This is a genomic window from Methylibium sp. (genome assembly GCF_965279545.1).
GTDB lineage: Bacteria > Pseudomonadota > Gammaproteobacteria > Burkholderiales > Burkholderiaceae_C > Methylibium.
In genome coordinates, this window is record NZ_OZ257250.1 from 1,467,692 (window position 1) to 1,486,722 (window position 19,031).

Annotated in this window: 18 protein-coding genes and 1 tRNA gene; 1 reads left to right on the forward strand and 18 read right to left on the reverse strand. The window is 67.8% G+C overall.

What is annotated here, in order from left to right:
• Window position 1: 1 nt before the first annotated feature.
• A complete protein-coding gene (rnr, locus tag ACQY9S_RS06855; RefSeq protein WP_428424181.1) occupies window positions 2-2,215 on the reverse strand; it encodes a ribonuclease R in 2,214 nt (737 codons plus the stop codon).
• A 74-nt stretch (window positions 2,216-2,289) separates the two neighbouring features.
• Between rnr and ACQY9S_RS06860 the strand changes: the two genes are divergently transcribed.
• Window positions 2,290-2,374 (forward strand) — tRNA-Leu (locus ACQY9S_RS06860).
• Window positions 2,375-2,436: 62 nt separating this feature from the next.
• Here ACQY9S_RS06860 and ACQY9S_RS06865 read toward each other — a convergent pair.
• The 17 genes from ACQY9S_RS06865 to ndk form a co-directional block, all read right to left on the reverse strand.
• On the reverse strand, window positions 2,437-2,958 hold the full coding sequence (locus ACQY9S_RS06865; RefSeq protein ID WP_428424183.1) for a phosphoribosyltransferase: 522 nt from the start codon (window positions 2,956-2,958) through the stop codon (window positions 2,437-2,439).
• A gap of 33 nt (window positions 2,959-2,991) precedes the next feature.
• Window positions 2,992-4,326 carry an adenylosuccinate synthase gene (locus ACQY9S_RS06870; protein WP_428424185.1) on the reverse strand — a complete coding sequence of 445 codons (1,335 nt, stop codon included), beginning with the start codon at window positions 4,324-4,326 and terminating at the stop codon, window positions 2,992-2,994.
• Window positions 4,327-4,364: 38 nt separating this feature from the next.
• Window positions 4,365-5,528, reverse strand: coding sequence for an ATP phosphoribosyltransferase regulatory subunit (locus ACQY9S_RS06875; RefSeq protein ID WP_428424187.1), 1,164 nt, complete (start codon window positions 5,526-5,528; stop codon window positions 4,365-4,367).
• A gap of 107 nt (window positions 5,529-5,635) precedes the next feature.
• Window positions 5,636-5,824: a DUF2065 domain-containing protein gene (locus ACQY9S_RS06880; protein ID WP_428424189.1), complete on the reverse strand. Its 189-nt coding sequence runs from the start codon at window positions 5,822-5,824 to the stop codon at window positions 5,636-5,638.
• 39 nt (window positions 5,825-5,863) lie between these two features.
• Window positions 5,864-6,751: a protease modulator HflC gene (hflC, locus tag ACQY9S_RS06885; protein WP_428424191.1), complete on the reverse strand. Its 888-nt coding sequence runs from the start codon at window positions 6,749-6,751 to the stop codon at window positions 5,864-5,866.
• A 14-nt stretch (window positions 6,752-6,765) separates the two neighbouring features.
• A complete protein-coding gene (gene hflK / locus ACQY9S_RS06890; RefSeq protein WP_428424193.1) occupies window positions 6,766-8,073 on the reverse strand; it encodes an FtsH protease activity modulator HflK in 1,308 nt (435 codons plus the stop codon).
• On the reverse strand, window positions 8,070-9,293 hold the full coding sequence (hflX, locus tag ACQY9S_RS06895) for a GTPase HflX (RefSeq protein ID WP_428424195.1): 1,224 nt from the start codon (window positions 9,291-9,293) through the stop codon (window positions 8,070-8,072). Before hflX ends, hflK begins: the two co-directional genes overlap by 4 nt.
• Before the next feature lie 70 nt (window positions 9,294-9,363).
• A complete protein-coding gene (hfq, locus tag ACQY9S_RS06900) occupies window positions 9,364-9,609 on the reverse strand; it encodes an RNA chaperone Hfq (protein WP_036230128.1) in 246 nt (81 codons plus the stop codon).
• A 72-nt stretch (window positions 9,610-9,681) separates the two neighbouring features.
• Entirely contained in the window at window positions 9,682-11,022 is a 1,341-nt protein-coding gene (gene der / locus ACQY9S_RS06905) for a ribosome biogenesis GTPase Der (RefSeq protein ID WP_428424197.1), read from the reverse strand.
• Between the two features lie 18 nt (window positions 11,023-11,040).
• On the reverse strand, window positions 11,041-12,174 hold the full coding sequence (gene bamB, locus ACQY9S_RS06910; RefSeq protein WP_428424199.1) for an outer membrane protein assembly factor BamB: 1,134 nt from the start codon (window positions 12,172-12,174) through the stop codon (window positions 11,041-11,043).
• Entirely contained in the window at window positions 12,171-12,863 is a 693-nt protein-coding gene (locus ACQY9S_RS06915) for a YfgM family protein (RefSeq protein WP_428425624.1), read from the reverse strand. Before ACQY9S_RS06915 ends, bamB begins: the two co-directional genes overlap by 4 nt.
• A gap of 49 nt (window positions 12,864-12,912) precedes the next feature.
• A complete protein-coding gene (hisS, locus tag ACQY9S_RS06920) occupies window positions 12,913-14,244 on the reverse strand; it encodes a histidine--tRNA ligase (protein ID WP_428424201.1) in 1,332 nt (443 codons plus the stop codon).
• Between the two features lie 77 nt (window positions 14,245-14,321).
• Complete coding sequence (gene ispG, locus ACQY9S_RS06925; protein WP_428424202.1) at window positions 14,322-15,617, reverse strand: flavodoxin-dependent (E)-4-hydroxy-3-methylbut-2-enyl-diphosphate synthase; 1,296 nt, start codon at window positions 15,615-15,617, stop codon at window positions 14,322-14,324.
• Entirely contained in the window at window positions 15,614-16,522 is a 909-nt protein-coding gene (locus ACQY9S_RS06930; RefSeq protein ID WP_428424204.1) for a helix-turn-helix domain-containing protein, read from the reverse strand. Before ACQY9S_RS06930 ends, ispG begins: the two co-directional genes overlap by 4 nt.
• Window positions 16,515-17,333 (reverse strand): type IV pilus biogenesis/stability protein PilW, encoded by an 819-nt coding sequence (gene pilW, locus ACQY9S_RS06935; RefSeq protein ID WP_428424206.1) that lies wholly within the window; start codon window positions 17,331-17,333, stop codon window positions 16,515-16,517. Before pilW ends, ACQY9S_RS06930 begins: the two co-directional genes overlap by 8 nt.
• On the reverse strand, window positions 17,330-18,514 hold the full coding sequence (gene rlmN, locus ACQY9S_RS06940) for a 23S rRNA (adenine(2503)-C(2))-methyltransferase RlmN (protein ID WP_428424208.1): 1,185 nt from the start codon (window positions 18,512-18,514) through the stop codon (window positions 17,330-17,332). The genes pilW and rlmN overlap by 4 nt, the downstream gene beginning before the upstream one ends.
• Before the next feature lie 46 nt (window positions 18,515-18,560).
• On the reverse strand, window positions 18,561-18,986 hold the full coding sequence (gene ndk / locus ACQY9S_RS06945) for a nucleoside-diphosphate kinase (RefSeq protein ID WP_428424210.1): 426 nt from the start codon (window positions 18,984-18,986) through the stop codon (window positions 18,561-18,563).
• Between the last annotated feature and the right edge of the window lie 45 nt (window positions 18,987-19,031).

Genomic DNA, 19,031 nt, shown 5'->3' on the forward strand with positions numbered 1-19,031 from the left:
GCTAGCGCCGGGGCCGCTTGGCCTTGCGCGGCGCAGCCTCCGCACCCGCGTTGCGCGCCGGCGCGCGGGGCTGCTTGCTGACGGCCTTCTTGGCTGCCCGCTTGTGCTCGCGGTCCGCGCCTTTCACGGCCTGCAACTCCTCGACGGCGGAAGCCGTCTTGTCGCGTGGGGCACGTGGGCTCAGGCCCGACTCGTGCACGAGCCGGAAATCGATCTTGCGACCATCGAGGTCGACACGGCTGACCTGCACCCGCACCCGGCTGCCGACCACATAGCGCACGCCCGTGCGCTCGCCGCGCAGTTCCTGTCGTGCTTCGTCGAAGCGGAAGTACTCCCCGCCCAGTTCGGTGATGTGCACCAGACCTTCGACGTAGAGCTCGTCGAGCGTCACGAACAGACCGAAGGTCGTGACCGCCGTGACCGCACCGCCGAACTCCTCGCCGAGGTGGTCGCGCATGAACTTGCACTTGAGCCAGGCCTCGACGTCGCGCGAGGCTTCGTCCGCACGCCGCTCGTTCGCGCTGCAGTGCGCACCGGCCGCCTCCCAGGCCAGTGCCTCGGCGGTCTGCTTGACGACCTGCTTGGCTTGCGCCTTGGACGCCGCCGTCGGACGCAGCTTGCGCGTGTGCACCGCCGAACTCGCGAGCTCCGTGACCTGCAGGTGGTACTTCTTGCTGCCGAGCAAGGCCTTGATCACGCGGTGCACCAGCAAGTCCGGGTAGCGGCGGATCGGGCTGGTGAAATGCGTGTAGGCCGGGTAGGCCAGGCCGAAGTGACCGCTGTTGGTGGGCGTGTAGATGGCCTGCTGCATGGAACGCAGCAGCATCGAGTGGATCTGCGTCGCGTCGGGACGGTCCTTCGTGGCCTGGGCAATGGCCTGGAACTCACTGGGCCGCGGGTCGTCGCCGATCGACAAACCCAGGCCGAGCGCGCGCAGATAGGTCTGCAGGATGGTCCGCTTCTCCGGCGTCGGACCCTCGTGCACCCGGTACAGCGAGGCGTGCTTGTGCGACGCAATGAAGTCGGCCGAGCACACATTCGCGGCGAGCATCGCCTCCTCGATCAGGCGGTGCGCATCGTTGCGCGTGCGTGGCACGATCTTCTCGATGCGGCCGTTGTCGTCGCACACGATCTGCGTTTCGGTGGTTTCGAAGTCGACGGCACCCCGGCCGGCACGCGCCTTCAGCAGCGCGCGGTAGACCTCGTGCAGGTGCAGCAGGTGCGGCACCAGCGCCTGTTGTTTCTGCGCTTCCGGCCCCCGCGTGTTGGCCAGGATGGCGGCGACCTCGGTGTAGGTGAAGCGCGCGTGCGAGTTGATCACCGCCGGGAAGAACTGGTAGGCATGGATCTCGCCCACCTCATCGATCACCATGTCGCACACCATCGCGAGGCGGTCCTCGTTGGGGTTCAGCGAGCACAGGCCGTTGCTGAGCTTCTCCGGCAGCATCGGGATCACACGGCGCGGAAAATACACCGACGTCGCGCGCTCGTAGGCATCGTCATCGAGCGATTCGCCGGGCTTCACGTAGTGGCTCACATCGGCGATCGCCACGACCAGCCGCCAGCCGTTCGGCTGCTTGACACGGCCGATCTTCGCCGGCTCGCAATAGACCGCGTCGTCGAAGTCGCGAGCGTCCTCGCCGTCGATCGTGACCAGCGACACGTCCGTCAGATCGATGCGCTGCTTCTTGTCGGCCGGGCGCACCTTGTCCGGCAGCTTGGCCGTCTGCGCCAGGGTCTCGGCCGAGAAGCGATGGGGCACCTCGTACTTGCGCACGGCGATCTCGATCTCCATGCCGGGATCTTCGATCTCGCCGAGCACCTCGGTCACGCGCCCGAGTGGCTGTGAATGCATGGACGGCGGCTCGGTCAGCTCGACGGCGACCACCTGTCCCGCCATCGCATTCGCGATGCCGTTCTTCGGGATCATGATGTCCTGGCCGTAGCGCTTGTCCTCGGGTGCGACCAGCCAGATGCCGCTTTCGTGCAGCAGCCGGCCGATGATCGGCGCCTTGCGGCGCTCGAGGATCTCGAGCACGCGCCCTTCGGGTCGGCCCTTGCGATCGTAGCGGACCACCCTCACCCGGATGCGGTCGCGGTGCAGCACCGCGCGCATCTCCTGGGGCGAAAGGTAGATGTCGGATTCACCGTCGTCGCGTTGCACGAAACCGTGGCCATCGCGGTGGCCCTGGACAACGCCATCGACCTCGCTCATCAGTGCGGCGCCGAGCGGCGCGCTGCTTGTCTTGTCTTCGTTCTTGATGCTAAAATCTCCGGCTTCGGTACCTAGCCCAGGTGGCGGAATTGGTAGACGCACTAGTTTCAGGTACTAGCGAGTAACATCGTGGAGGTTCGAGTCCTCTCCTGGGCACCAAATCATAGAAGGCCAGCGCAATGCGCTGGCCTTTTTGTTTCCCGCGACCGGCTGCGTCTCACTCAGACCGCCAGCTTTCTCGCAAGGCCTTCCGGCCGCAAGCTGTCGTAGTCCTCGAAAGGTTGATGGATCCACGGGCTGGTCGGCAAAGACTCCACGTAGTAGTCCGGCGTGTAGGTCGATATTCCCTTGACCCAGATCACCGACGAGCGCAGTTCGCTGATCGCGGGCATGCCTCGCAACCGATCGACCACCGCCTTCAGCGTCACGCCGGTATCGGCGAGATCGTCGACCAGCAGCAGGCGCCCGGCCAGTTCGCCTTTGGGCAAGGTGACATAGGTCGCCATGTCCAGCCGACCCTGGATCGTGCCCGACTCGGCACGGTAGGAACTCGTCGACATGATGGCCAGCGGCTTGTCGAACACGCGCGACAGCATGTCGCCGGGCCGCAGGCCGCCACGTGCAAGGCACAGGATCTGGTCGAACTCCCAACCCGAGTTGTGCACCTTGAGCGCCAGGCGCTCGATCAGCAGGTGGTACTCGTCCCAGGAGACGTAGAGGTGCTTGCCATCGTCGGTGAGCATGTCGCGTGGTTCCGTGGTGTCGGGTCCGGCCCTTCAGCCTTGATAGGGATGGCGCAGGAGGATCGTGTGCTCGCGATCGGGACCGGTCGAGACCATGTCGATCGGCGTGCCGATGATCTCCTGCACGCGCTCGAGGTAGCGGCGCGCGTTGAGCGGCAAGTCGTCCCAGCGGGTCGTGCCGACCGTGCTCTCGGTCCAGCCCTGGAAAGTCTCGTACACGGGCCGACAGGCGACGATCTCGTCGGCATCGAGCGGCAGGATGTCGATGCGCCGGCCGTCGAGTTCGTACCCCACACCCATCTTGATTTCGGCCAGGCCGTCGAGCACGTCGAGCTTGGTGATGCACAGGCCCGTCAGGCCGTTGATCAGGATCGAGCGTTTCATCGCTGCCGCATCCAGCCAACCGCAGCGCCGCGGGCGGCCCGTGACGGTGCCGCGCTCCTGACCGACGGTCGACAGGTGGTGGCCCACCGTGCCGGGCTCGTCCATCGGGAGCTCGGTGGGGAACGGGCCCGAGCCGACACGCGTGGTGTACGCCTTGGTGATGCCGAGGATGTAGTGCAGCTTGTCCGGCCCCACACCGGACCCTGCCGCCGCATTGCCGGCCACGCAGTTGCTCGACGTGACGTACGGATAGGTGCCGTGGTCGATGTCGAGCAGCGTTCCCTGCGCCCCTTCGAACAGCACGCTGCCGCCGGCCAGGTTGGTCTCGTGGATGCGCACGCCGACATCGGCGAGCATCGGCCTGAGCTGCTCGGCCACTTTCATCGCATGATCGAAGATCGGCTGGAACTCCAGCGGTTCGGCCCCCAGGAAACCCTGCAGCACGAAGTTGTGCAGCTCGAGCAGGTCGCGCAGCTTCTTCGCAAAGCGCGCGGGGTGCTTCAAGTCCTGCACCCGCAGCGCGCGGCGCGCGACCTTGTCCTCGTAGGCCGGGCCGATGCCCTTGCCGGTGGTGCCGATCTTGCCGGCACCCGAGCTCTCGCGCAGCGCCTCGCGGGCCTTGTCGAGCTCGACGTGGAACGGCAGGATCAGCGGGCAGGACTCGCTGATGAAGAGCCGCGAACGCACTTCGACGCCGGCGGCTTCCAGCCGCTCGATCTCCGCGAGCAGGTGGGTCGGGTCGACCACCACGCCGTTGCCGATGTAGCAGGCCACGCCGTCGCGCATCACCCCCGAGGGGATCAGCTGCAACGCGGTCTTCTTGCCCTTGATCACCAGCGTGTGGCCGGCATTGTGGCCGCCCTGGAAACGCACCACTGCGGCAGCATGGTCGGTCAACCAGTCGACCACCTTGCCCTTGCCCTCGTCGCCCCACTGGGTGCCGACCACCACGACGTTGTGGCCTGCCTTGCTCACTGCTCGCATTGTCCTGTCCTGTATCTGAAAGCTCCCGGGCGCCACACTCACAGCACCCGCACGACCCACCGACCGCCCTCGCTCACGATCTCTCGGTCGCAGTCGAATTCCTGCACTTCATGCTCGTGCCCTGGCAGAACGCACACCACTGTCTCGCCCTGGGCACGCAGCGCCCGCACGGCCGCACGCAGCCCGTTGTCTTCGCCCCACGGCGCCCGCACCGCCGCGCGTCGCCCGTCGAGGCGGGCACGCTGCACGACCTCCTTGAGATCGGCGCTGAAGCCCACCGCCGGCCGGTTGCGGCCGAACACCGCACCGACCTCGTCGTAGCGGCCGCCCCGGACCAGCGAGTCGCTGGAGCCGGCGCCGTAGACGGCGAAGCGCGCGCCACTGTAGTAGGCATACCCACTCAGGTCGGCCAGGTCGAAGCCGACACTGACGTCCGGATGCGCGATCGCCGCGTGTGCGGCAAGACGTTGCAAATCGGCCAGCGCCGCAACGATCAGCGGACGCTGCGGCAACCTGGCGGCCGCGGCGCCGAGCACCTCGACATCGCCGTACAGGGACGTCAAGGCCAGCAACCCCTGCCGCACCTCTGCGGCAAAGCCGCCGCTCAGCTTCTGGAGCGCCGTGCCGTCTTTCGCGGCAAGCGCGGCATACACCTCGCTCAGCCGGGCCGGATCGCAGGCGACACCGGCCAGCAATCCCCGCACGATGCGGGCGTCGGCGAGGTCGAGCACCAGACCCGACACGCCGGCCGCGCGCAGGCTGTCGAGCGCCAGATCCTGCACCTCGAGGTCGGCTTCGAGCCCGGCGTGCCCGTAGAGCTCCGCGCCGAACTGCAGCGGCTCACGGCTGCCGTGCAGTCCGGCTGGCCGCGTGTGGGCCACCGGGCCGCAGTAGCACAGGCGGGTGATGCTGTCGCGGTTGAGCAAGTGCGCATCGATGCGCGCCACTTGCGGCGTGGTGTCAGCCCGCAAACCCAACGTGCGGCCGCTCAGTTGATCGACCAGCTTGAAAGTTCGCAAGTCCAGTTCGTGCCCGGTGCCCGACAACAGCGACTCGAGGTGTTCGAGCAGCGGCGGCATCACCAGTTCGTAGCCGTAGCTGCGAGCCGTGTCGAGCGCGGTACGCCGCAGCTCCTCGATGCGCCGCGCCTCGGAGGGCAGCACGTCGGCAATGTGCTCGGGCAGCAGCCAAGCAGAGATCATGAAAAGCCTGCGGGGTTAAAACCGCATTGTACCGGCGCCCCTCTGCGGGACGACCCGCTGCGCAGGGCCGGACCGGGCGCCGTGACGCCTCTGCCGCGAGACGCCACTCAGCCGGCCAGCATCGCCAGCACGATGAGCCCGCCCAGCATGCTGCTCAGACCCAGGAAGCGCAGCTGGCCGTCACTGAGCCGCGTGGCCTGTTCGAACACCTTGCGCCACCGCTGCGGGCTCAGGAACGGGAGCAAGCCCTCGAACACCAGCATCAGCGCCAGCGCGCTGAACAGCGTATCCCACATGCATGCTTCCCGATTTCGAGTCTGAGTCCTGCCTGCCGCTCACTTGGCGCGGTGAGACGGTGGCGCCTCGCCCCGCATGGCACGGAAGAACTCGCTCTCGGGATCGACCACCATCACGTCGGACTTGCTGCGGAAGGTCGCGCGGTAGGCTTCGAGACTGCGGTAGAACTGGGCGAACTGCGGGTCGCGGCCAAACGCCTCGGCATACAGCGCCGAAGCCTTGGCGTCGCCGTCGCCCTTGACCTTCTGCGCCGCGCGATAGGCCTCGGCGACGATGACCTCGCGCTGTCGATCGGCATCGGCGCGCACCTGCTCACCTTCGGCCTGACCGGTCGAGCGGGTCTCGTTGGCCACCCGCTTGCGCTCCGACTCCATGCGGCGATAGACCGCCTCGGTGATGTTGGCGACGAAGTCGACCCGCTTGATCCGCACGTCGACCACCTCGATGCCGAAGCTGGTGGCGTCGTCCGACAAGCGACGCAGAACGCCCTGCATGACCTTGTCGCGTTCGGTCGACAGCACCTGGCGCACGCTGACCTTGGTGACTTCCTCGTTCAGCGCGGCTTGCACGATCGGCGCCAGGCGCGCTTCGACGTTGCGCGCATCCACGCCGCTGTTGCGGATGAACTGGCGCGGGTCCTTGATGCGCCATTTCACCAGCCAATCGATCACGAGGCTGGTCTTCTCGGCCGTGAACACCGGCCGCGTCTCGGGACTGTCGAGACTCTGGATGCGGCGGTCGAGGAAGACGACGTTCTGGAACGGCGGGGGCAACTTGAACTTGAGCCCCGGCTGGGCGATGACTTCCTTGATCTCGCCCAGGGCGTACAGCACCGCGAACTGACGCTGGTCGACGACGAACAGCGTGCTGGAAGCGATCATCAAGGCGAGCAGCGCGCTCGCCACGATCAGGCCGATGCGATTCATTTTTCTTGTTCTCCTCAGCGGCCTTCGCGCTCGCGCGAGCGCTGGTTGTCGCGCGAACGCACGTCGTTCTGCGACGTGCCAGTGCTTTCGGTGGTCGGCAGCACCGGCGTCGGTGCCGCAGTGGCCGCGGTTGCGCCGGCCGACTGCATCAGCTTGTCGAGCGGCAGATAGAGCAGGTTGGAGCCGGTGCGCGACTCGATCATGATCTTGCTGACGTTCGAGTACACCTCGCGCATCGTGTCGACGTAGAGCCGGTCGCGCGTGACGCCCGGCGCCTTCTGGTACTCGGTCAGCACCTGGCGAAAGCGCGAAGCATCGCCGTCGGCTTGCGCGATCACGCGGGCCTTGTAACCCTCGGCCTCCTCGCGCAGCCGCGAGGCCGTGCCCTGCGCCTTCGGGATCACGTCGTTGGCGTAGGCCTGGCCCTCGTTCTTGAAGCGCGAGCGGTCGGCGCCGGCCTTCACCGCGTCGTCGAACGCCGCCTGCACCTGCTCCGGCGGCGCGACGCTCTGCACGTTGACGTTCGAGATCAGGATGCCGGTCTTCAGGCGGTCGAGCTGCGCCTGGATCGACTTGACCAGGTCGGTCGCGATGGCATCGCGCTGCTCGTAGAGCACCGAGTCCATGTTGCTGCGTCCGACGATCTCGCGCACCGCCGATTCGGAGGCCAGCACCACCGCCTCGTCCGCGTTGCGGTTCTCGAACAGGTAGTCCTTCGAATCCTTCAGGCGGTACTGCACCGTGAAGCGGATGTCGACGATGTTCTCGTCCTGGGTCAGCATTGACGAATCACGCAGTCCGGTGGCCTGCACCACCGAATTGCGACCCACTTCGACCGAGCGCAGCTGCGTCACGTTGACCACTTCGGCCGACTGGAACGGGTAGGGGAAACGCCATTGGAAGCCCGCCTCGACCGTATGGCTGTAGCGGCCGAAGGACATCACGACGCCTTGCTGTCCTTCCTGCACGATGAAGAAGCCGCTGCCGAGCCAGATCAGCACCACCACACCGGCGATCAGGCCGGCCCCGATGCCGGCACTGCGCATGTCGGGTGGCGGTGCGTCCGGGCCCGCGCCTTCGGGCCGTTGGCCACCTCCCTTGCCACCGAACAGCCCGCTGAGCCGGCGGTTGAAGTCGCGCCAGAGCTCGTCGAGGTCCGGGGGGCCATCGTTGCGCCCGCCGGTGGCCAGCAGCACCCCGCTGCGCACGCACCAGGCCGCCCGCCGCGCGAGACCGCGGAGCAGCGAGGCCGCGGCCCCGGCCAGTAGCACGGAACCGGTCCGCGGGCGCGCTGCTGCGGCAGCATCGTTATAGGTATTCATGCGTGTCGTTGGAGCAAGGCGGATGCAGGGGAAAGATCGTGATCGGAGGGAACGACGGAAGCGTCCGGCGCCGCCGTGTCCGGTATGCGCGAATCGCCGCCGCCGAGCAGTGCCGCGCTCAACAAGCCGCGCAGCTCGGCCAGACCGTTGCCATGCAGCGCGCTGACAAAAACGCGCGGGATGCGACGCCCGCCGTCGAGCTCCAGCACATCGACCAGCGCGCGCGGCCGCTGTGACTCTGCGAGCTGATCGAACTTGTTGTAGACAAGGATCTGCGCAATGTCGGCAGCATCGATCTCGGCAAGCACGCGCTCGACCTCGACCATCTGCTCGGCCAGCACCGGGCTGGCGGCGTCGACCACGTGCAGCAGCAGGTCGGCCTCGGCCGCCTCTTGCAGGGTGGCCGCGAAGGCCTTCACCAGGGTATGGGGCAGATCCCGGATGAAGCCCACGGTATCGGACAAGGTGACCGAGCGCCGAGCATCCTCGAGGTAGAGCTGCCGCGTGGTCGTGTCGAGCGTGGCGAACAACTGATCGGCAGCATAACTGCGCGCCTTGACCAGGGCATTGAACAGGGTCGACTTGCCCGCATTGGTGTAGCCGATCAGCGAGACCCGGAAGGTGCCGGCACGCTCGCGCGAACGGCGTTGCGTGCCGCGCTGGCGCTTCACCTTGTCGAGCCGCAGCTTGAGGGCCTTGATGCGCTCGCCGATCATGCGCCGATCGAGTTCGATCTGGCGCTCGCCCGGGCCGCCGCGATGGCCGACGCCGCCGCGCTGGCGCTCCAGGTGGGTCCAGCGCCGCACCAGGCGGTTGCTGAGGTACTGAAGCTGCGCCAGTTCGACCTGCAGCTTGCCCTCGAAGCTCTGCGCGCGGGCGGCGAAGATCTCGAGGATCAACCCGGTGCGGTCGAGCACCTCGACACCGAGATGACGCTCCAGATTGCGCTGCTGCGTCGGCGACAGCGTCTGATCGAAGATCACGCAATGACCACCGCTCTCAGTGACCAGCGCCTTGAGCTCGTCAGCCTTGCCGGACCCGAGGAACAGGGCCGCATCGGGCGCCTTGCGGCGCGCGATCAGGCGCGCGACCGGTGTGTCGCCGGCCGACTCGGCCAGCAGCGCCAGCTCATCGAGCGTCGCATCGAAGGACGCTCCGCCCCCCAGATCGACCCCGACCAGCACCGCCCGGGCCTCGTTGACGACGGAAGGCGTGCTCAAACCGGAACCACCAAGTGCTGGCGGCAGACGGTCGGACGGCGGACCGGAAGCTGGGAGTGCATCGAGCCGTTCAGCCCGCCGATTCCGGCGCGTCGTTGGCCTGGAAATTCACCGCCCGGCCCGGCACGACGGTGGAGATCGCGTGCTTGTAGACCATCTGGGTCACGGTGTTGCGCAACAAGACCACATACTGGTCGAAGGACTCGATGTGCCCCTGCAGCTTGATGCCGTTGACGAGGTAGATCGAGACCGGAACATGCTCCTTGCGCAGCAGGTTCAGGAACGGGTCTTGTAGGAGTTGCCCTTTGTTGCTCACGATATGGTCCGTGTTCTGAAGCTATGGAGGAATGGAAGGTATCACAGGCTCCGGCCCGCGAGCGCCCCCAAGCTACGAGTCCTTCTCTGCGAAGGGGTTCCGTGACGACCTCATCTCGATGCGCATCGGCGTCCCGCTGAGCTTGAAGTGGCTGCGAAAACGCCCCTCGAGGAAGCGCTTGTAGGCGTCGGTCACGTGGTCCAGCGAGTTGCCGTGGATCACGATGACCGGCGGATTCTGACCGCCCTGATGAGCGTAGCGCAGCTTGGGTCTGAATGCGCCGGCCCGCTTGGGCTGCTGGAACTGCACGGCCTCGAGCAGCACGCGCGTGAGCACCGGCGTCGGCAGCTTCTTGGTCGCCGAGGCCCAGGCATCGGCGATCTCCTTCCACACCGGGCCCAGGCCCTGGCGCTTGATCGCGGAGATGTGCAGCACCGGCGCGAATTTCAGGAAAGCCAGCCGCTGCTCGATCGAGCGCTGCAGCATCTCGCGCTGGTAGCTGTCGACCGCATCCCACTTGTTCACCGCCAGCACCACGGCACGGCCTGAATCGAGGATGTAGCCGGCAATGTGGGCGTCCTGGTCGGTCACGCCCTGGGTCGCGTCGAGCAACAGCAGCACGACGTTGGCATCGGCGATCGCCTGCAGCGTCTTGACGACCGAGAACTTCTCGATCGCCTCGAACACCTTGCCCTTGCGACGCAAGCCGGCGGTGTCGATCAGCTCGAATTTCTGGCCGTTGCGCTCGAACGGAACGCTGATCGCATCGCGCGTCGTGCCGGGCAGGTCGAAGGCCACCAGGCGCTCCTCGCCGAGCCAGGTGTTGATCAGCGTCGACTTGCCGACATTGGGGCGTCCGGCCACCGCCAGACGGATCGGTCGATCGGGGTCGTCGAGCGCTGCCTGATCGGGCTCGTCGAACACGAAGCCCTCGAGCGCCACAGTCAGCAGGCCGCGGATGCCCTGCCCGTGCGCGGCCGACACCGCCATCGGCTCGCCCATGCCGAGCTCGTAGAACTCGGCGAGCTGGATGCCCTCGAGCATGCCCTCGGCCTTGTTGGCGACCACCAGCACCTTCTTGCCGACCGTGCGCAGGTAGCGCGCGATGTCGTGGTCCTGCCCCGTGATGCCGGCACGCACGTCGACGATGAAGAGCACCGCATCGGCTTCGGCCACGGCCTGGCGTGTCTGCTTGGCCATCTCCTTGTAGATGCCGCTCTCCGCCGTCGGCTCGAAGCCGCCGGTGTCGACGACGATGAACTCGTGCTCGCCGAGGCGCCCGTCGCCGTAGTGGCGGTCGCGCGTCAGTCCGGCGAAGTCGGCCACGATCGCGTCGCGGCCCTTCGTCAATCGGTTGAACAGTGTCGACTTGCCGACGTTGGGGCGCCCCACGAGCGCCAGGACGGGTTTCATTTCAGTTGCCGATCGCGCTCATTCGGGCCGGAAGGCGAACACCGTGCCGCGCTGCGTCACCGCGACGACGGTCGTGCCGACCTTCACCGGTGCCCCGACGATGGGCTTGCCGTCCGTCGGCAGGCGCAGCAGCGGCTGGCCGTTGCTGCGATCCAGGAAATGCAGCTGCCCCTCGTAGTCGCCGAACACCAGCGTCGGGCCCACCACGAGCGGTGAACTCAGGCCGCGGTGAAGCATGCGCTCGGACGTCCAGGCCACCTCGCCGCCCTCGCGCTTCCACGCCGTGATGCGATCGCTGGCGTCGGCGGCAAACACCAACTGTTCGTCAGCCGCCACGCCATTGGTGCCGCCGGTGTTCTTGGCCCAGCCCAGCGCACCGCGCTCGGCATTGACACAACCGACCGCCGCCTGGAAACCACGCACGCAGACGGCGTCGCCGACGCGCGCCGCCGGCCCGACCAGGTCGGCCAGGCGTTCGACTTCATTGGCGCCACGTGGCGACGCGACCGTGGTTTCCCAACGCACGGCGCCCCGCAAGGGATCAAGGCCGGCCAGGCGGGGACCTTGGCCGACGACCAGCGTGTCCTTCCAGGGCAGTAGCACGCCCGGCTGCAACAGGGTCAAGGGATCGCCTGGGCGCTGCTGGATCCAGAGCTTGCGCCCGTCGAGCACGTCGAAGGCCTGCACGCTGCGGTCGACGCCGAGCACGAACACGCGCTCACCGGCCACCAGCGGGGGCGTCACCACGCGCGTGGTCAGGCGTGCGCGCCACAGCGGTTTGCCGGTGTCGAGCACGACCAGCTCGTTGCCGGTCGTCACCACGCTGGCGTAGCGCCCGTCGCTGCCGACGCCGGCGCTGAGCTTGCCGTTGGCGTCGCCACGCCAGAGTTCGCGACCGTTGTCGGCCGACAGCGCGACCACACGGCCATCGGAGCTCGCCACGATGACGGCGCTGGCGCTGGCGGCGATGCGCAGCGGAAAGTCCACGCTGCCCAGGCTCTGCGTCCAGACCTGCCGACCGGCGATCTGCGGCTTGAGCGCCTCGAGCGGCGTCGGCTTCGGCTTCTCGGGCCCGCTGGAACAGGCGCTCAGGCCGGCCAGGCCGGCCGCCAGCACCAGGCCGGCGAGGTGGCTCAGGCGGCGGCGCGTCACTTCGACGCTCCTACCGCAGCCGGGGCAGTGCCCACGGCGGCCGGTGTCTCGGGCGCGGCGCCCAACGCCGTCAGCTTGGCGTCGACCAGACGCCGGTAGTCCAGCGTCGGCGCCATCGCGTCGAACGCCGCCCGGTACGCCACACGCGCCTCGTCGGCCTTGCCTTGCGCCAACAGGATATCGCCGCGGCGATCTGCCACCAGGCCTGCAAAGGACGGGGGCGAATCGACCGGCAGGGCCTTCAGCGCTTCGTCGTACTTCTTCTCGTCGAGCAGGATGCCGGCGAGCCGCAGCTTCGCGATCACCGGGTATTCCTGCTCGCTGGCATTGCCGATCACCCACTCGAGACTGGCGCGCGCTGCGTCGTTCTGCCCCTTCTCGAACTGCGCCCTGGCTGCAAGCAGGCCGGCCTGCCCGGCGAACGCGGTCGAGGCGTAACGCTCCTTCATGTCGGAGAACGCGCGCGCCGCCTTGTCGACGTCCCCGGCCTGCGCCGCTTTCTCGAGTTCGTCGAACAGCACGCTGGCCTTGGCCGCGCGATCACGCTGCATCCATTGCCAGCCATTGAAGGCGGCAAAGCCACCGAGCGCGATGATCAGGACCCAGGTGATGAGGTTGCCGTACTGCTTCCAGAAGTGCTTGATCGAGTCGAGCTGTTCTTGTTCTTCGAGGTCGAGATGGGTGGCCATGCGTATGCTTTGTAAGGGGCTGCGCAGCGTGCGGGGCGCGAAGCGTGGATTATGAACGGAGCAGTTCACCGGCCCAGCCGGCCGGCTCGGCCAGCGGCCGCAGCACCTGTGCTGCCACGCCTTCACCGGCGCGCAGCGGCTTGACCGCCACCATGCCCTGCGCCAGCTCGTCGGCGCCGAACACCAGCGCGTAGCGGGCCCCGCTCGCATCGGCCTTCTTGAACTGCGACTTCATGCTGGCCGGACCGTCCTTGCCGGCCGGGTGCAGCACCACGCTGGCACCGGCGGCACGCAGTGCTTCGATGAGCGCCATCGCCACCGGCAGGGCCTCGGCGCTCGGCAGCACCGCGTAGGCGTCCGGCAGCTGCGCCGGCGGCGCCGCCCCGACCGCCTCGAGCAGCAGCAGCAGCCGCTCGATGCCCAGGCCCCAGCCGACCCCCGGCGCCGGCTTGCCGCCGAGCTGCTCGACCAGGCTGTCGTAGCGGCCGCCGCCGCCCACGGTGAGCGGCGCGCCGAGCCGGTCGGTGACCCACTCGAACACCGTGAGGTTGTAGTAGTCCATGCCGCGCACCAAGCGCGGGTTGATGCGGTAGGCCAGGCCCACCGCATCCAGCACGGTCCGCACGGCATTGAAATGCGCGAGCGAGGCCTCGCCGAGGAAGTCGATCAGCTTCGGCGCGGCTTCGACCACCGCCTGCATCGCCGGACTCTTGGTGTCGAGGATGCGCAGCGGGTTGCTGTGCAGCCGGCGCTTCGCGTCCTCGTCGAGCACATCGGCGTGCGCTTGCAGGTGAGCGATCAACGCTGCGCGGTGGGCGCGCCGCTCCGCAGGCTCACCCAGGCTGTTGATCTCCAGCCACAGGTCGCGCCCTTCGACCAGGCCGAGTTCGCGCCACAGCGCGCGGCACATCAGGATCAGCTCGGCATCGACATCGGGGCCGTGGAAGCCCAGCGCCTCGGCGCCGGCCTGGTGGAACTGGCGGTAGCGGCCCTTCTGCGGCCGCTCGTGGCGGAACATCGGCCCGAGGTAGTACAGGCGCTTGCCGCCCTCGTAGAGCATCGAATGCTCGGTCACGGCGCGCACGACACCGGCGGTGCCCTCCGGGCGCAGTGTGAGCTGGTCGCCGTTCATGCTGTCGGTGAAGGAATACATCTCCTTCTCGACGATGTCCGTCACCTCGCCGAGGCCGCGCACGAACAGGGCCGTCGGCTCGACGATCGGCGTGCGGATCGCGGCATAGCCGTAGCGCTGCATCACGCGGCGCACCGCGTCCTCGAACCACTCCCAGCGCGCCGACTCCGGCGGCAGGAGGTCGTTCATGCCCTTGACCGCTCGCAGCGGCGAAGTGTCCGCCCCGGCGGCTTTGTGTTGTTCTGCCATGCTTCACGCCCACAAGGATTCAGGCCGGCCGCAGCCGGATCGCGGGGCGCACGCGCCGCGTGCGCCCGCCCACCGCGTCAATGCGCGGCGGTCGCGCTGCCGTAGCGGCGCTCGATGTAGTTCTCGACGATGACCTGGAACTCGCGGGCTATCGCCGAGCCGCGCAGCGTCATCGCCTTCTCGCCGTCGATGAACACCGGCGCCGCCGGGGCCTCGCCGGTGCCGGGCAGGCTGATGCCGATGTCGGCATGCTTGCTCTCGCCGGGACCGTTGACGATGCAGCCCATCACCGCCACCTTCATGTTCTCGACGCCCGGATAGCGCGCCTTCCACACCGGCATCTGCGTGCGCAGGAAGTCGTCGATCTGTTTGGCCAGCTCCTGGAAGGTGGTGCTGGTGGTGCGGCCACAACCCGGGCAGGCGGTCACGCTGGGGTTGAAGGCGCGCAGGCCGAGCGACTGCAGGATCTCGAGCGCCACCACCACCTCCTGGGTGCGCGCCTCACCAGGCTGCGGCGTGAGGCTGACGCGGATGGTGTCGCCGATGCCGTCCTGCAGCAGCATCGCCAGCGCCGCGGTCGAGGCCACCGTGCCCTTCGTGCCCATGCCGGCCTCGGTGAGGCCGAGGTGCAGCGGATAGTCGCAGCGCTTCGCCAGCGCGCGGTAGACACTGACCAGATCCTGCACACCGCTGACCTTGCAGCTGATGAGGATCTGCGCCGGGTCCATGCCCAGCTCGCGCGCGTACGCCGCAGACTGCAGCGCCGAACTGATCAGTGCGTGGTACATCACCTGCTGGGCCTCCCAGGGCTGCGCCCGGGCCGCGTTCTCGTCCATCAACGAGGCCAGCAGTTCCTGATCGAGACTGCCCCAGTTGACGCCGATGCGCACCGGCTTGTCGTGGCGCAAGGCCGCCTCGATCATCATCGCGAACTGGCGATCGCGCTTGTCGCCCTTGCCGACGTTGCCCGGGTTGATGCGGTACTTCGACAGTGCCGCGGCGCAGTCGGGGAATTCGGTCAGCAGGCGGTGGCCGTTGTAGTGGAAGTCGCCGATCAGCGGCACCGCGATGCCCATGCGGTCGAGTTGCTCGCGCACATGCGGCACGGCCTGCGCCGCCTCGGGCGTGTTGACCGTGATGCGCACCAGCTCCGAGCCGGCCAGCGCCAGCTCCTTGACCTGGATCGCGGTTCCGATCACGTCGACCGTGTCGGTGTTCGTCATCGACTGCACGCGCACCGGCGCATCGCCGCCGACCGTGACGACGTTGTCTGCCCAAACAACGCGCGCCTGCAGCGAACGGCGGGCCGCCGGCCGGGCCACTTCGATCGCCGCCAAATCCATGCCGGATGCTTCGGTCGCTCGCGTGTTCATTTCAACTCCAGGCGCGCAACGTTGTCGCGCGTCGATGCACCCAACGTGACCGGTTGCCCGCGAAAGACGAGCTGGGTGGCTTCGGCATTGCCGACCGTCACGCGCAGCGGCAACTCGCCGTCCAGGCCGGCAGCCTCGCCCGGCGCCAGCGTGCGCGAGAGCAGCACCTGACCTTTCGCGTCACGCACCTCGACCCACGATTCCCCCGCCGCCCGCATCGTCAGCAGACCACCTGCCGCAGTCGCCGATGCGGCCGTGCCGGCCGGCGTCGGCGACTCGGTGTCGACCACCGCGGAGGCGGGTGCGGAGGGCGCCGTGGCCGCCTGTTCCGCAGCCGACGCACCGGGCTCGACCGGCGGCGCCATCACGGTCGGCGTAGGCTGCTCGTACGACACGGTGTGACCCGGGCCCGGGTCGCTCGCCGCGACCGCAGGCGCCGAAGCACCATCGCTCGCCGGCAGCAGGCGTCCGACCCATCCCGCCGGCAGCAGGTAGACCACCACGGCCGCCAACAGCAGCACCGCAGCGCCGATCAGCGGCGGGCTGAGAAAGCTCTGCCACTCGATGGCGTCCCGCTGCCCGCCGTGATCACGAAAAGGTTGGTTCAGACCCATCGACACGTGATCGAGGCCACGGCCGATGGCCTGTGCCTGCGGCAGGCGCGACAGCACCGGCTCCGCGTCGATCTTGAGCGCACGACACATGCTCAGCGCGAGAGCGCGCACGAAAGTCGCGTCGTGCAGCTCATCGTAGCGGTCGCTCTCGATCGCCTCGAGCTTCTGATGCGTGACCTTCAGCGAAGCCGCCAGCACCGCGAGGTGCAATCCCTGCGCCTCGCGTGCCGCGCGCAGCAATCCACCCGCCGTCGGAGCCGACGGGCCCGCGGCGCCGGACGTCTCACTCATCGAAGACTCCCCGCTCGAATGCGGCGGCCTCGCGTGAGTTCGGATAGCTCGCGCGCAGCTGATTGCCGAGGTCGCGCACCCCCTGGGGGTTGATCAGGCGGTTCTCGATGCGCGCCGCCAGCCACAGCGACTCGGCGTTGCGCAGGTCGACGTTGTTGTTCACGCGGCGCACGTAAAAGCGTGCACGCTCGTACTCGCCGCGCCGGTACAGCACGTCGGCCAGGTTCATGGCCGTCGCGGGATTGGCGGCGTCCAGTTCGTAGGCCCGCTTGAGGGTCAGCTCCGCCTGCTCCAGTTGCCCCGCACGGGCCTCGCAAATGCCCTGCACCAGCAAGGTCCGGTTGGGGGTGCGGTACTGAGGTGTGGCGATGGCGCGCTCGAACAGCTTCTCGGCCTCCGGATAGCGCCCGCGCTGGCACAGGAACCAGCCATAGTTGTGCATCACGTCGCCATCGATCGAGGCCAGCTGCAGCGCCCTCTTGAAGCTTTCCTCGGCCGGCCGCTCTTCACCCAGCGCCGCGAGGATCAAGCCGCGCAGGTTCAGGGCCTGTGGCAGATCGGGGTCGGCAGCGAGCGCGAGCTTCACCTCCGCCAGCGCATTGTCCAGGCGGCCTTCGGAGAAATAGGCGCCCGCGAGATCGAGGCGGATGCGCGCGCGCTTCTGGGCTTCCGGTTCCTGATCCGAGTTGGCGGCGCGGCCACCATCGACGGCGCGACCCTGCGCATGGACGGAGCCCCAGGCGCCGACGCACAGCAGCGCGGCGGCCAAGGTCCACCTCAGCAGCACACTTGCCCGTCTGTCCAGATTCATCGTGTCGTCTCCGTGGCTGAACCCGGGACCGGGGTCACCGGCAGATTCTGACCGCTGGCGCCGAGCGGCTGGATGGCGATCGGCGCACGCCGCATGCGCAACTGCGCATTGGTGCGATCCTGGACTTCGCCGGCCAGCTGGCCACAAGCCGCGTCGATGTCCTCACCCCGCGTCTTGCGCACCGTGGTGACCAGGCCCCCGTCGATCAACAGCTTCGCGAAGGCCTGCACGCGCGCCGATGGCGAGCGCGTCAGGCCCGAGGCGGGAAACGGATTGAAGGGGATCAGGTTGATCTTGCAGGGCACGCGCCCGACCGGGCCGCGCTCACCGACGAGTCGCAACAGCTCACGCGCTTGTGTCTCGCTGTCGTTGACGCCGTCGAGCATGCAGTACTCGAAGGTGATGAAGTCACGCGGCGCCGCCTCGAGGTAGCGCTGGCAGGCCTGGAGCAGTTCCTGGACCGGATACTTGCGGTTGAGCGGGACCAGGTCGTCGCGCAGTGCATCGGTCGGCGCATGCAGCGACACGGCCAATGCCACCGGGCAGTCCTCGCGCAGGCGGTCGATCATCGGCACCACGCCGGAGGTCGACACGGTCACGCGGCGGCGCGACAGGCCGTAGCCGTGGTCGTCGAGCATGACCCGCAGCGCGGGAACCAGGGCGGCGTAGTTTTGCAGCGGCTCGCCCATGCCCATCATCACCACGTTGCTGATGACGCGCTCCGTCGTGCCGAGCCGTGCGCGCAGCTGATGCTCCGCATGCCAGAGTTGCGCGACGATCTCGCCGGTCGACAGGTTGCGGCTGAAGCCCTGATGCCCGGTCGAACAGAAACGACAGCCGACCGCACAGCCGGCCTGCGACGAGATGCACAAGGTGCCGCGGTCGTCTTCCGGGATGAACACCGTCTCGACGGCATTGCCGCCGCCGACGTCGAACAGCCACTTGACCGTGCCGTCGGCCGACACGTGCTCGCCGAGCACCACCAGCGGCTCGATCGCGGCGCGGCTCGCGAGCTTCTCGCGCAGCGACTTGGCGAGGTCCGACATCTGCGCGAACTCGCGCGCGCCTTTCTGGTGGATCCAGCGGAACAACTGCGTGGCGCGAAAACGCTTCTCGCCGAGCTGCTCGCAAAAAGCGGCCAGCGCGTCGAGATCGAATTCGAGCAGATTGGCCGCTGTCATCTCTTGCACCGGTAGGAAAGGCGAGGCGTCGGCGCCTCGCTGCGGCTCAACGCCCGTAGACGTTCATGCCCGGGAAAAAGAACGCCACTTCAGCGGCGGCGGTCTCCGGCGCGTCCGATCCGTGCACCGCATTGGCGTCGATGCTGTCGGCGAAATCGGCACGGATGCTGCCCTTCTCGGCCTTCTTCGGGTCGGTGGCGCCCATCAGTTCGCGGTTCTTGGCAATGGCACCTTCGCCCTCGAGCACCTGGATCATCACCGGGCCGGAAATCATGAACTCGACCAGGTCCTTGAAGAAGGGCCGGGCCTTGTGCACGCCGTAGAACTGCTCGGCCTCGCCGCGCGACAGATGGACCAGCTTGGCCGCCACGATCTTCAGGCCGGCAGCCTCGAAACGGGCATAGATCTGGCCGATCACATTCTTGGCAACGGCATCCGGCTTGATGATGGACAAGGTGCGTTCGATCGCCATATTTATTCTCCGGAATCAATGATTTAGCAGAACCTTGGATTGTAG

Excerpts from the sequence above, each read along its gene's own strand:
- rnr (WP_428424181.1), bottom strand. The coding sequence starts at position 2,215 with ATGAGCGAGGTCGATGGCGTTGTCCAGGGCCACCGCGATGGCCACGGT.
- ACQY9S_RS06915 (WP_428425624.1), bottom strand. The coding sequence starts at position 12,863 with ATGGCCACCCATCTCGACCTCGAAGAACAAGAACAGCTCGACTCGATC.
- ndk (WP_428424210.1), bottom strand. The coding sequence starts at position 18,986 with ATGGCGATCGAACGCACCTTGTCCATCATCAAGCCGGATGCCGTTGCC.
- ACQY9S_RS06870 (WP_428424185.1), bottom strand. The coding sequence starts at position 4,326 with ATGCGAGCAGTGAGCAAGGCAGGCCACAACGTCGTGGTGGTCGGCACC.
- ACQY9S_RS06930 (WP_428424204.1), bottom strand. The coding sequence starts at position 16,522 with ATGAGTGAGACGTCCGGCGCCGCGGGCCCGTCGGCTCCGACGGCGGGT.
- der (WP_428424197.1), bottom strand. The coding sequence starts at position 11,022 with ATGAAACCCGTCCTGGCGCTCGTGGGGCGCCCCAACGTCGGCAAGTCG.
- ACQY9S_RS06880 (WP_428424189.1), bottom strand. The coding sequence starts at position 5,824 with ATGTGGGATACGCTGTTCAGCGCGCTGGCGCTGATGCTGGTGTTCGAG.
- hflK (WP_428424193.1), bottom strand. The coding sequence starts at position 8,073 with ATGAATACCTATAACGATGCTGCCGCAGCAGCGCGCCCGCGGACCGGT.
- hflC (WP_428424191.1), bottom strand. The coding sequence starts at position 6,751 with ATGAATCGCATCGGCCTGATCGTGGCGAGCGCGCTGCTCGCCTTGATG.
- ACQY9S_RS06865 (WP_428424183.1), bottom strand. The coding sequence starts at position 2,958 with ATGCTCACCGACGATGGCAAGCACCTCTACGTCTCCTGGGACGAGTAC.
- pilW (WP_428424206.1), bottom strand. The coding sequence starts at position 17,333 with ATGAATCTGGACAGACGGGCAAGTGTGCTGCTGAGGTGGACCTTGGCC.
- hisS (WP_428424201.1), bottom strand. The coding sequence starts at position 14,244 with ATGGCAGAACAACACAAAGCCGCCGGGGCGGACACTTCGCCGCTGCGA.
- ACQY9S_RS06875 (WP_428424187.1), bottom strand. The coding sequence starts at position 5,528 with ATGATCTCTGCTTGGCTGCTGCCCGAGCACATTGCCGACGTGCTGCCC.
- ispG (WP_428424202.1), bottom strand. The coding sequence starts at position 15,617 with ATGAACACGCGAGCGACCGAAGCATCCGGCATGGATTTGGCGGCGATC.
- rlmN (WP_428424208.1), bottom strand. The coding sequence starts at position 18,514 with ATGACAGCGGCCAATCTGCTCGAATTCGATCTCGACGCGCTGGCCGCT.